Origin of the sequence: Anaerotalea alkaliphila (assembly GCF_010179735.1) — a bacterium.
GTDB classification, from domain to species: Bacteria; Bacillota; Clostridia; order Lachnospirales; family Vallitaleaceae; genus Anaerotalea; species Anaerotalea alkaliphila.
The window spans coordinates 82,868-95,695 of sequence record NZ_JAAEEH010000001.1; the positions used below are offsets into that span (position 1 = coordinate 82,868).

The window sequence follows — 12,828 nt, forward strand, 5'->3', positions numbered from 1 at the left end:
TCCCGGGAGGAAGGTGCGCAATATGAACAAGAAGCCAACAGTCCTTATGATTTTAGACGGATTCGGCTTGAACCAGCGGATCGAGGCCAATGCGGCCAAGCTGTCCGCATCACCCAACATCGACAGGATCCTGAACCACTATCCGTTCGTACAGGGACATGCCAGCGGCATGGCCGTAGGGCTTCCGGAGGGACAGATGGGGAATTCCGAAGTGGGGCATCTGAACATCGGTGCCGGCAGGATCGTATACCAGGAATTGACGAAGATCACGAAATCCATCCTGGACGGGGATTTCTTTGACAACAAAGCGCTTGCAGGGGCTGTGGACCATTGCCTGGAGAAGGGCACCGCCCTGCACCTGTACGGGCTGCTGTCGGACGGTGGGGTGCACAGCCACAACACCCATCTGTACGCCCTGCTGGAACTGGCGAAGAAAAAAGGTCTGGAGAAGGTGTATGTCCACTGCTTCCTGGACGGACGGGACACGCCCCCCGCATCGGGTAAATCCTTTGTGGAGGAGCTGGAGGCCAAAATCCAGGAAATAGGAGTGGGCAGGATTGCGACCGTCATGGGCAGGTATTATGCCATGGACAGGGACAACCGTTGGGACCGGGTGAAGCTGGCCTACGAGGCCATGGTCCTGGGACAGGGCGTCCAGGCGGACGATGCGGTCGCCGGGGTCCAAGCCTCCTATGACGCCGGCAGCAACGATGAGTTCGTCAAACCGCTGGTGGTCCAGGAGAACGGCGCCCCTGTGGCAAGGATCGCCGAGGGCGACGCCATCATCTTCTACAATTTCCGACCGGACAGGGCGAGGGAAATCACCCGAGTGTTCCTTGACCAGGAGTTCAAAGGCTTCGAACGCGCCAAAGGCTATTTCCCCGTGCATTACGTGGGATTCACCAACTACGACATCACCATCCAGAACCTGGGGGTGGCGTTCGAGAAGGATTCCCTGGAAAAGACCCTGGGCGAGTACCTGTCCGAGCAAGGCATGACCCAGCTCCGTCTGGCGGAAACGGAAAAATACGCCCATGTGACCTTCTTCTTCAATGGAGGTGTCGAGGAGCCCTACAAGGGGGAGGATAGGATCCTGATTGCTTCCCCCATGGTGGCCACCTACGACCTGCAGCCGGAAATGAGCGCGTTCGGGGTGCTGGAAGCCCTTGTCAAGGCAATCCGGGAAAAGAAGCATGACCTGATCGTAGTGAACTTCGCCAATCCAGACATGGTGGGTCATACAGGAGTGGAAACTGCGGCCATCCAGGCGGTCCAAGCGGTGGACGAGTGTGTGGGGGAAGCCCTGGAAGCCCTCGTGGAGGCAGGGGGACAGATGTTCGTTTGCGCCGACCACGGCAACATCGAACAGCTGCTGGACTATGAGACCAGGCAACCGTTTACGGCCCATACGACAAATCCCGTCCCCTTCGTACTGGTCAATGCGGAGCAGAGCCTGACCTTGCGGGAGAACGGCGTGCTCGCCGACATCGCCCCCACCCTGCTGGACATGATGGGAGTGGAAATTCCCCGCCAGATGACCGGAAAGAGCCTGTTGGTCCGCTGAGCCCAAATCCAGTTGAAAAAATGGCAAAAACAGGTATACTGTAAATGGAAACACATACGATGCGCAACGTCCCAAGGACGACGAAAGGAGTCAAAACATGAAAAACTATCTTGAAATCACAGATGTCATGGCAAGGGAAGTGTTGGATTCAAGGGCAAACCCCACAATTGAGGTGGAAGTGGTGGTTGAGGACCAGTATGTCGGTAGGGCGGCGGTTCCTTCCGGAGCCTCCACAGGAGCTTTCGAGGCGATGGAACTGCGGGACGGCGGCAGCCGTTACATGGGCAAAGGCGTAGAAACCGCCGTTGACAACGTGAATGACATCCTGGCCAATGAACTGATCGGCATGAACGCATTGGACCAGAGAAGCATCGACATGCGCATGTGTGAACTGGACGGAACACCCAACAAATCCAAATTGGGGGCCAACGCGATCCTCGGGGTTTCCATGGCGGTGGCAAGAGCGGCTGCGGAAGCGCTGGGCCTTCCCTTGTACCAGTATCTGGGAGGGTTCAACGCGCACCAGCTGCCTGTCCCCATGATGAACATCATCAACGGAGGAGAGCACGCGGACAACACCGTGGACCTGCAGGAATTCATGATCATGCCGGTGGGCGCCACTTCCTTCAGGGAAGCGCTGCGCACCTGCTCTGAAATCTACCACAACCTGAAGAAGGTTTTGAATGAAAGGGAACTGGCTACCGGTGTAGGCGACGAAGGCGGATTCGCTCCCAACCTCAAATCCACGGACGAAGCCATCGACATCATCCTGGAGGCCGTCGTGAAGGCCGGCTACAAGCCTGGCGACGACATCCGGATCGCCATCGACGCGGCCGCCAGCGAACTGTATGACGAGGAGACCGGCAATTACTTCTTCCCGGGCGAAAGCAAGATGAAGGGGGAAAAGGTCTACAGGACAAGAGAGGAAATGGTGGAATACTATGCCGCGCTTGTTGAAAAATACCCCATCATCTCCCTGGAGGACGGTTTGAACGAGGAAGACTGGGAAGGTTGGAAGCTCCTTACGGAAAGGCTGGGAGACAAGATCCAGCTGGTTGGAGACGACCTGTTCGTAACCAACACCGAGCGCCTGGAGCGGGGAATCGAAGGAGGCATCGCCAACTCGATCCTGATCAAGGTGAACCAGATCGGTACGCTGACGGAAACCTTCGAAGCCATCCAGATGGCCAACAGGGCGGGTTACACGGCAGTCGTATCCCACCGTTCCGGCGAGACCGAAGACACGACCATCGCGGACATCGCCGTGGCGGTGAACGCCGGACAGATCAAGACAGGCGCACCCTGCCGTTCCGACCGGGTGGCAAAATACAACCAGCTGCTTAGGATCGAAGAGGAGCTGGACGAGCAGTCCCTGTTCCCGGGCCTGGGCGCATGGTTCAACCTGCGCTAGGGAAAGCCACCCGCACCCCCATGCTGCCGGCGGTGCAGCCAAAATAGTGGTTGAACATCCTCCTGATTTGTGCTAGAATAGTCATGTTGATTAGGAGGTGTACACATGCCGGTATTCATAGGGGTATTAAAAGTGGCATATGCTTTGGTATGCATCGCCTTGGTGGCCATCGTGCTTCTGCAGCAGGGAAGGACAGCTGGACTGTCTGGAGCAATTGGCGGAGCTGCGGAGACGTATTGGGGCAAGAATAAGGCAAGGTCCATGGAGGGCGGCCTGCACAAGTCAACGATTGGCTTGGCGGCGGCATTCATTCTTCTGGCCTTGGTCATCAGCATATTGAGCTAGCATGACAACACAAGAAGCTGGTTTGAGCGGTCAGAAGACTGTTCAGACCAGTTTTTGTTTTACACTTGGAAAGTGCGCCCAAGCGCGCTTGGGCACAGTCTTTTATGATATAATGAGGAAAAGGGGATCGACGCCGTAGTGCGGAACCTACGCCAGGAGGGACAGAATGGAAGGAGATTTATTGAAGGAAGAACAAAAGAAGGCGCTGCTGGAGGTCATCAACGATCCAGGCTATGCGCCGATGAAAATCAAGGAATTGGCCCATTTGCTGCAGGTGCAGCCGGAGGAAAGGGAGCGGTTGGACGAAAACCTGCGGGAACTGGTGAAGACAGCCAAGGTTGTCTTGACCAAGCACGGAAAATACATGCCCAACAAAAGCAGCCATGTGCTAGCCGGCAAATTCATCGCCCACCAAAAGGGATTCGGATTTGTACGGGTGGAGGGGCAGGAGGACGACATCTTCATCCCTGCGACCGAAGTGCAGGGGGCATTCCACGGGGACCTGGTGACCATCAAGGTCAACAAGGGGACACCGGAAGGAAGCGGCAAGAGAAAAGAAGGACGGGTTGTGGAGGTTCTGGAACGGGGACGCACCGACATGGTGGGCACGTTCGAAAAAAGCCGGAACTACGGCTTTGTGGTGCTGGACAACAAGAAGTTCAGCAAGGACGTGTTCATCCGGCAGGGTAAAGAGAACGGAGCGGTCAGCGGCCATAAGGTCGTGGTGCGGATTACCCACTGGGGCGATGAGGACAGGAAACCCGAAGGGGAAATCGTGGAAATCATCGGCCATGTCAACGACCCGGGAGTGGACATCCTGTCCATCGTACGGGATTTGGGCATCCCCACGGAATTCCCGGAGCTGGTCATGGCCCAATCTTCCCATGTGAGCCAGACCATACCGGAGGAGGAGGCCAAAAGACGGCTGGACATCCGTTCCTGGCAGACCGTAACCATCGATGGAGAGGACGCCAAAGACCTGGACGACGCCATCACCATCCGGAAGAAACAGGACGGCTATGAGCTGGGTGTCCACATCGCAGACGTCTCCCATTACGTGCGGGAAGGGACGGCTTTGGACGAGGAGGCGCTGGAACGGGGAACGAGCGTCTATCTTGTGGACCGCGTGATTCCCATGCTCCCCCACAGCCTTTCCAACGGAATCTGTTCCCTGAATGCCGGGGAAGACCGCCTGGCCCTCAGCTGCATCATGCAGGTGGACAACAAGGGGCATGTCACCAGCCACAAGGTGGCGGAAACGCTGATCAACGTGGACCGCAGGATGAGCTATACGGAAGTGAAGAAAATCCTGGAGGACAAGGATCCGGACCTGGTGCGGGAATGCCATGCGTACCTGGACATGTTCAAGGACATGGAGGAGCTGGCCGCATTGCTGCGGGCCAAACGGAAAACCAGGGGATCCATCGACTTCGATTTTCCGGAAACCAAGGTCATCCTGAACGAACAGGGCGAGCTGGTGGACATCCGGGCCTACGACAGGAACGTGGCCACCAAAATCATAGAGGAATGCATGCTTTTGGCCAATGAGACGATTGCGGAATCCTACTACTGGCAACAGGTTCCCTTTGTCTACCGCACCCATGACGAGCCGGATCCGGACAAGATCCAGGCCCTGGGAGAGTTCATCTACAATTTCGGTTACCACATGAAAGCGACCGGGGAAATCCATCCCCGGGAGATCCAAAAGCTGCTTGCGGACATTGACGGCACCCCGGAGGAACCCATCATCAGCCGGCTGACCCTGCGCTCCATGAAGCAGGCCCGCTATACGGTGAGCAACGACGGGCACTACGGTCTTGCGGCCAAGTTCTACTGCCACTTCACTTCCCCCATCCGGCGCTATCCGGACCTGCAGATCCACAGGATCATCAAGGAAGTCCTGCGGGGCAAAATGAATGAAAGCCGGATCCAGCATTATGACAAGATATTGGAGAAGGTAGCCATCCGGAGCTCCGAAATGGAGCGAAGGGCAGCGGAAGCGGAGAGGGAGACGACCAAGCTGAAGAAGGTGGAGTACATGGCCATGCATGTGGGCGAAGCTTTCCAGGGAGTCATTTCCGGCATCACCGGATGGGGCATGTATGTGGAACTGGAGAACACCATCGAAGGCCTCATCCATGTGACATCCCTCTGGGACGACTACTACTATTTCGACGAAAAGCAGCACTGCATGATCGGAGAGAGGACATCCAAGGTCTTCCGGATGGGGGATGTCCTGACGGTGAAGGTCGTGGGGGTCGACAAGGACCAGCGCACCATAGACTTCGCCATCCATGATCCGGAGGCGGAAGAAAACCCGTCCAGGCCCCAGAACGGAAGGGCCCAGAGCCCCAGGCCCCAGAAGCAGGAAAACAGGGGCTCCGGAGCAAGGGGAAATGCAGCCAGGGAGAAATCCAAACAAGGAACGGGCGCAACCCGGGAGAAGTCCAAGCAAGGAACAGGCGCAGGCAGGGCAAGGACGAAGCAAGGAACAGGCGGTCCCGGAGGCGGAGCGCCGAAACAGGGAGATGGAAATAGGGGAAGGACAAGGAAACGCAAGGAAACCAAAGCATGAAAACCGGCAGTTTTCGCGTTTCCCTTGAATTCCGATGAAAATGTGATATAATGAGGAGGCCGAAGGGATGTTCCAGTGGCAGCACCTTCGGCCAGGCAGAAATGGAGAGTGGTCGTTTGCATGGCGAAAAAGGAAGGGTACAAGCTGGTCGCCCAGAACAAAAAGGCGTGGCATGATTTTTTCATCGACGAAAGCTATGAGGCCGGAATCGTCCTTGCAGGCACGGAAGTGAAATCCCTGCGCATGGGCAAGGGGAGCATCAAGGAAAGCTTTGTCAAGATTGTGGATGGGGAAGTATTCATCTTGGGGATGCACATCACCCCCTATGAAAAAGGAAACATCTTCAACAAGGATCCTTTGCGGACCCGGAAGCTCCTGCTCCACCGGAGGGAAATCATAAAGTTGAACGCAGCCGTGGCCCAGAAGGGATACACCATCGTGCCGCTGAAAATCTACCTGAAGGACAGCCTGATGAAGATGGAAATCGGTTTGGCAAGGGGCAAGAAGCTCTACGACAAACGGGAGGACATCGCCAAGAAAGACCAACGCCGGGAGGCGGAAAAACAATTCAAGATTAAAAATCTGTAGGGACCCCATCGGACCTATGTCCGGAAGGGGCGCCTCGGATCTTTAATATATCCAGTACGGGGGTGTACTGGTTTCGACGGGGATCGATGAAGAGAAGGAAGCCATCCGCAGTTTACGGGGCTGCGTCAACAAACTGTAAAACAATTTAAACGCAGAAGATAATTTAGCGTTCGCTGCCTAACGGCAGCTGTCTTGCCCTGACCACCCGCTGTCAGGGGCCAAGGCATCGACGATGCGGGGACCTATCGTTTCAAAGCTTTGAGATTCGATAAGATTTAATGAAGCTACTGAAGGCCGGAGCCTGTCGTTGGGCGCCGGTTGGAGGGAATGTCAAAACAGCGACTGTGATGGGAGATGCTTTCTTGGATGGGTTTTCGGACAGGGGTTCGATTCGCAGAGGGTCGCCTTGTCCAGTGATGGACAAGTGAAAATCCGGCTTGATCGGTGGAACCGTAACAGATGGGGGACTACACGCCTCCAGGATGACGGCAATACCGAGGAGTATGTGGAGAAATCCAACAGCTCTGTATCGACTCATAGGCTTCTAAAGTCTCGACCAGGAAGCACTAGGATGGCTGTCCCAAACCAGACCATGGCAGCCATAACACGCCGGAAGGCTTTTCATAAAGCCTAAGATATAGTCAGGACCATTGGAAACAATGGAACAACCGTCCCCTCACCTCCATAGAAGAGACCGGAAATCCGGTCTTTTTTCTTGTTCAAAATCCGGTGCATGCCGGAAGGCCACGGAAGGGCCTTGACAAATGACCTTCCGTAATATATTATAATATACGAATAATATGAATTTATTGGAAGGCAGGTGGAAATTTGAACATCGCATTGTATTCTGCAACATTCCTGGCATTGGGGGCTTCCTTCCTCAAGGACAGGGGAAAAACGAAAAAGGCTTTGAAAAAGGCCTGGAAAGCTTTTGAAAACATACTTCCGGAGCTGCTGGTGGTGATCCTGTTGGTCGGCTTCGTTCTGGCTGTTGTGGACCATGCCATGATTTCCCGTGTTATCGGTGAAAGTTCCGGCTGGCTTGGGGTGCTGTTCGCAGCCATCATCGGTTCCATAACGCTGATCCCAGGATTTGTGGCATTTCCCACCGCAGCCATGCTGGTCCAGGGGGGAGCCGGCCTGATGCAGATCGGCGCGTTCGTCTCCGCCCTGATGATGGTGGGAATCGTTACCATGCCGGTGGAAATCAAGTATTTCGGCAAGAAGGCAACCGTGCTCAGGAACCTGTTCGCATTCCTGTTCACCTTCATCGTAGCAATGGTCATCGGATGGGTGGTGGCCTGACATGAGAAGGATTCTAATGAGATACAGGGCTTTTTTGGCTGCTTTGCTAGCTTTCGGCGTGCTGTTCCTTGTGAACAGGGAACTTGGGATGGAAGCGCTGGACATCACCACCTTCTCCTTGAAGGAGATGCTGATGGTCATCCCCCCCATCTTCGTGCTGCTGGGATTGCTGGACATGTGGGTGCCCAGGGAAACGATGGTCAGGTACATGGGCGAGGAATCCGGATTCAAGGGGGTCCTGCTGGCATTCCTGATCGGGTCTGCGGCTGCGGGACCGCTCTACGGTGCCTTTCCCGTCGCGGCGGTCTTCATGAAAAAAGGCGTGAAATTCAGCAACATACTGATTTTCATAGGCGCCTGGTCCACGACCAAAATCCCCCTGCTGATCTTTGAAATGACGTCCCTTGGATTGCAGTTCGCATTGACCAGGCTTCTGGTCAACATCCCGGGAATCATCCTCATCGCCATGCTCCTATCCTCCTTCCTTTCCAAGAAGGAATTGGATACAATCTACGCTTCGGCGGAACAGTTGAATATGGGATAAAAGAACGCGTGCCGAGGCACGCGTTCTTTTATCCCGGAGCTCTCTGCAAATGTTTGACAAATCCCCTAATTGTTGGTAAACTTAGGACAAGAAGATGCAGTTGTGTGATTTTTGCTGCTGTTGGATTGGGAGGTGTATTATGTTCAAACGTGTGGTCATCGCTACGGATTTGTCTCCCCAGGCGGATGCTCTGGTGAACTGCATGGGAAACATGCGGGAATTCGGCATGGAGGAGTGTTTGCTGGTCCAATGCCTGCATACCATGGAAAGCTACGTGGATGTGATTCTCAGCATGAAGACCCATCTTCTGAAAAACCTGAAGGCCCAGGAGAACGTCCTGAAAGGCATGGGTTATCGGGTGGAAAGCCGATTGGTGGTGGGATCCCCCCGGGTCGAATTGAACAAGATTGCGGAAAAGGAAGAGTACGACCTGATAGTCGTGGGAGCCGAGAAACAGAGCCTGACCGGAGGCAGTCCCTTGAGCACCAACGCCTACGAACTCCTCCACCACATGGCCAAACCGGTATTGCTTGTACGCATGGCAGAAGAAGAGCGGGAGGAAGGCTCCAAAACCTGGAGCATCGGTTGCGGCTTGGAGGGGCCGATCCTCTTCCCGACGGATTTTTCCGTCAATGCTGGACAGGCCTTCCAGTATCTGCAGGAAATGGTGCGGAGGGGAGCGAAAAAAATCACCCTGCTGCATGTGCAGGATGAGGGAAGGATCTACCCCTATCTGGTGGAGCAGCTGGTGGACTTCAACGAGACGGACAGGCAGCGCCTGGAAGAGATGAAGGAAACGCTCCTGTCCCATGGGGATGCGGAAGTGGAGACCATGTTGGTCTATGGATATCCCAATGGGGAAATACCCAAAGCCATCCAGGAGAAGGGTGCGGGGCTGGTGGTCATGGGAAGCCAAGGGAGAGGGGTCCTTTCGGAGTTCCTCCTGGGCAGCGTGAGTCAAAACATCGCCCGCCACGGAAACGCATCGGTGCTGCTGATTCCTGTCCATCAGGAGGGGTAGCGGACAAGAAGGAGGCCTTCCCAGGCGGGGGAGGCCTCTTGTTGATGTGTACATGGGATGGTTCGAAAGATGGTCCGGTTGACGGGTGGGAGGTGAATGGAATGGGCGGGGGTTTTCATGGAAAGACCATCGGAGATTTGGAAGCGGCCTTCTCCACGGACCGGAGCCGGGGATTGGGAGACGGCCAGGTGTGCTCCGCAAGGGACACCTATGGCTGGAACAAGCTGTTGGAGACGGAGGGAAGGAAACTGCACCAAATGGTCCTGGAACAGCTGGGGGATGTCCTGATCCTGCTCCTGCTGGCCGCCAGCGTCCTATCCTATCTTGTGGGGGAAAAGGTGGATGCGATGGTGATTGTGGCCATCGTCGTGTTGAACACGGTCCTGGGTGTCGTGCAGGAACGAAAGGCGGGCAAGGCGCTGGAGGAATTGAAGAGGATGGCGGCCCCCAAAGCCAAGGTGGTCCGCGGGGGTGAACTTTCCATGGTGGAAGCGGCGGAACTGGTGCCGGGGGACCTGGTGGTGCTGGAAACCGGCGACTATGTGCCGGCAGACCTGCGGGTAACGGAATCGGTGCTGCTGGAAATCGACGAATCCGCTTTGACCGGGGAGTCCGCCCCTGCACCGAAAGAGGAAGGATTGCTGCAGGAAAAAGACCTGCCGGTAGGGGACCGGTCGAACATGGCCCACATGGGAACCGTAGTGAGCTATGGACGGGGAAAGGGAATCGTGGTGGCTGTGGGGATGGAGACGGAAATCGGGAAAATCGCCACCTTGCTGAATGAAACCGTGGAAGAGAAGACTCCGCTGCAACTGAAGCTGGCCCGGCTGGGCAGGATGATCGGTGCCCTCTGCGTGCTGGTGTGCATGGTGATCCTGTGGATCGGCATCTACCGGCAGCTGCCTCTCCTGGAAGTCTTCATGACCGCGGTGGCGCTGGCGGTGGCCGCCATTCCGGAAGGGCTTCCCGCAGTGGTGGCGGTGGTCCTTGCGATAGGAGTCACCAGGATGGTTTCCCAGAACGCCATCATGAAGAATCTGGGCGCGGTGGAGACCCTGGGAGCGACCACGGTCATCTGTTCCGACAAGACGGGCACACTGACACAGAATTCCATGACCGTGCGCCAGGTACAAGGAAGCAGGGAGCTCCTGCTGCTGGCGGGCGTGCTCTGCAACGACGCCCAGATCAGGGAAGGGAAAGTGGTCGGAGACCCTACGGAAGGGGCGCTCCTGACCGCAGGCGCCAAAGAAGGGCTGGACAGGGACCGGCTCCACAGCCTTTATCCCAGGCAGGGGGAAATCCCTTTCGACGGGAAAAGGAAGATGATGAGCACGCTGCACAGGATGGAAGAAGGGTGGAGGATGTACACCAAAGGAGCACCGGACCTGCTGGTGGACGGTTGCGACAGGATCCAAACCCCTCAGGGAATCCGACCGCTGGCGGCAGCGGACAGGGAGGAAATCCTTGCGGACAGCCATGCCTATGCGGAACAGGCCCTGCGGGTCCTGGGGTTCGCCATGAAGGACTTGGGGGAAAAGGAGGAAATGGAAGGGGGGGAAACCGGCATGGTATTCCTGGGATTGGTGGGGATGATGGATCCGCCCAGGAAGGAAGCCAAAGAAGCGGTGGAAATCTGCCGGAGGGCAGGCATCCGTCCGGTGATGATCACGGGCGACCATATCGCCACCGCCTGTGCCATCGGCAAGGAATTGGGTATCCTGGTGGAAGGCAATCTAGCCATGGACGGGAAGACCCTGGACGGTATGGACCAGGTAGCGCTGGAGGGGGCCGTCCGGTCGGTGGGGGTCTTCGCACGGGTTTCGCCGGAGCACAAGGTTCGGATCGTGGACGCCCTCAAGGCCAACGGGGAGATTGTGGCCATGACCGGCGACGGTGTAAACGATGCACCGGCATTGAAACGCGCGGACATTGGAATCGCAATGGGAATCACGGGCACGGATGTGACGAAGGAGGCCGCGGACATGATCCTGACCGACGACAACTTCTCCAGCATCGTTTCCGCCGTGGGGGAAGGAAGGGTGATCTACAGCAACATCCGGAAATTCGTAGGCTTCCTGCTCTCCTGCAACATCGGTGAAATCTTGATCATCCTGGTGGCCATGCTGGCGGGATGGCCGGTCCCCCTTTTGCCCATCCAGTTGCTCTGGATCAACCTCATTACGGACTCCCTGCCGGCCTTCGCACTGGGACTGGAGAAGAAGGAGGCGGGCGTCATGGACCAGGCGCCTAGGGAACCGGATGTCCCCATCGTGGACAGGGCCATGGGCCTGTCCATCCTCGTGCAGAGCCTGGTCCTGCCCCTGGGCGCCCTGGGCGCCTACCGGTTGGGAACGGATCTGGACGGGGTGGGGTACGGCAGGACCCTCTGTTTTGCAACCCTGATCCTTGGGGAGATGTTCCGGGCCTATTCCGCCCGTTCCGAGCATGCGTTCCTGCATAGGATGCGCCCCCTGGAGAACCGTTACCTGAACGGATCCGTAGCGGCGGCTTCCACGCTTCTGTTGGCTGTCGTCTATATCCCGGTCCTGCAGCCGCTCTTCGGCACAAGGCCCATCGGTGCGGTCCACTGGCTATGGGTGCTTGCCCTGGCACTGCTTCCGCTGACCGCAGGGGAGGTGTCGAAAAACTGGAAGGGAAAGCCCCTTTGATGGGAAACGTCTGAGGCCGCGGAGAGATCCATCTTGTGCAATCCGGAAAAACGGTGTAGAATGTAGCAAGACCAGCAATAGAAGAGAGGAACGTAGAAAACCATGTACGACAAGAACCTGTTGTCCCAGAAAGTGGCAGAGGACATCCGAAGGATGATCAAGGAAAAGGAGCTGAAAGCCGGGGACAAGCTTCCCAATGAACTGGAGCTGACAGCATCCCTGAATGTGAGCAGATCCACCGTAAGGGAGGCCATCAAGATCCTGGTTTCCACCAATGTATTGGAAGTCCGCAGAGGCAAGGGCACCTATGTGACAAGCAAGCCTGGGTTGGTGAAAGATCCGTTGGGGGTGTCCCTGATGGAGAAGGCGAACCTGATGCAGCATCTTTTCGAAAGCAGGCTGATCATGGAGCCGGAGATCGCCGCCTTGGCCGCCCAAAGGGTCACCCCCCAAGACAGGGAGAAGCTGAAGAAGGCCTATGCCAAAGTCAGTGATGACATCTCCCAGAAGCTGGACCATACGGTCCATGACATCGCCTTCCACAATGAAATCGCCAAGAGCGCCCACAATCCGGTAATCCGGAGGATCCTGCCCATCATCAATGAGGGGATTCGTGCCGGCTATGCGGAAACCAAGGACCTTCCGGAGAGCACGGAAATGGTGCTGAAACATCATGCGGACATTCTGGAGGCCATCCTGGAAGGGAATCCCGATAAGGCCAAGGAAGCCATGCGCAGCCACATCCAGTACGGCCTTTCCCAGGTCATGGACCACCAGGAAAAGGAAGAATGAAAAAATGGTGTAAA

The 12,828-nt window shown here is 56.4% G+C and carries 10 protein-coding genes and 1 other RNA gene; all 11 read left to right on the forward strand.

Features of this window, described 5'->3' with window-relative positions; translation table 11 throughout:
* The first annotated feature begins 22 nt into the window (after positions 1 to 22).
* The 11 genes from gpmI to GXN74_RS00410 all read left to right on the forward strand — a co-directional run bounded on the left by gpmI (position 23) and on the right by GXN74_RS00410 (position 12,814).
* Complete coding sequence (gene gpmI, locus GXN74_RS00360; RefSeq protein ID WP_162368924.1) at positions 23 to 1,564, forward strand: 2,3-bisphosphoglycerate-independent phosphoglycerate mutase; 1,542 nt, start codon at positions 23 to 25, stop codon at positions 1,562 to 1,564.
* Between the two features lie 97 nt (positions 1,565 to 1,661).
* Complete coding sequence (gene eno / locus GXN74_RS00365) at positions 1,662 to 2,975, forward strand: phosphopyruvate hydratase (RefSeq protein ID WP_162368925.1); 1,314 nt, start codon at positions 1,662 to 1,664, stop codon at positions 2,973 to 2,975.
* A 105-nt stretch (positions 2,976 to 3,080) separates the two neighbouring features.
* Positions 3,081 to 3,320: a preprotein translocase subunit SecG gene (gene secG / locus GXN74_RS00370; protein WP_162368926.1), complete on the forward strand. Its 240-nt coding sequence runs from the start codon at positions 3,081 to 3,083 to the stop codon at positions 3,318 to 3,320.
* A gap of 166 nt (positions 3,321 to 3,486) precedes the next feature.
* Positions 3,487 to 5,895: a ribonuclease R gene (gene rnr / locus GXN74_RS00375; protein WP_162368927.1), complete on the forward strand. Its 2,409-nt coding sequence runs from the start codon at positions 3,487 to 3,489 to the stop codon at positions 5,893 to 5,895.
* A gap of 120 nt (positions 5,896 to 6,015) precedes the next feature.
* Complete coding sequence (smpB, locus tag GXN74_RS00380) at positions 6,016 to 6,483, forward strand: SsrA-binding protein SmpB (RefSeq protein ID WP_162368928.1); 468 nt, start codon at positions 6,016 to 6,018, stop codon at positions 6,481 to 6,483.
* 66 nt (positions 6,484 to 6,549) lie between these two features.
* Positions 6,550 to 6,877: a transfer-messenger RNA gene (gene ssrA / locus GXN74_RS00385) on the forward strand.
* 434 nt (positions 6,878 to 7,311) lie between these two features.
* Entirely contained in the window at positions 7,312 to 7,788 is a 477-nt protein-coding gene (locus GXN74_RS00390) for a permease (RefSeq protein ID WP_162368929.1), read from the forward strand.
* Between the two features lie 16 nt (positions 7,789 to 7,804).
* A complete protein-coding gene (locus GXN74_RS00395; RefSeq protein ID WP_246208530.1) occupies positions 7,805 to 8,332 on the forward strand; it encodes a permease in 528 nt (175 codons plus the stop codon).
* Positions 8,333 to 8,471: 139 nt separating this feature from the next.
* Entirely contained in the window at positions 8,472 to 9,353 is an 882-nt protein-coding gene (locus GXN74_RS00400; RefSeq protein WP_162368931.1) for a universal stress protein, read from the forward strand.
* A gap of 101 nt (positions 9,354 to 9,454) precedes the next feature.
* Positions 9,455 to 12,022, forward strand: a complete 2,568-nt coding sequence (locus GXN74_RS00405) for a calcium-translocating P-type ATPase, PMCA-type (protein ID WP_162368932.1) — start codon at positions 9,455 to 9,457, stop codon at positions 12,020 to 12,022.
* A gap of 102 nt (positions 12,023 to 12,124) precedes the next feature.
* Positions 12,125 to 12,814: a FadR/GntR family transcriptional regulator gene (locus GXN74_RS00410; protein ID WP_162368933.1), complete on the forward strand. Its 690-nt coding sequence runs from the start codon at positions 12,125 to 12,127 to the stop codon at positions 12,812 to 12,814.
* The last annotated feature ends 14 nt before the right edge of the window (positions 12,815 to 12,828 follow it).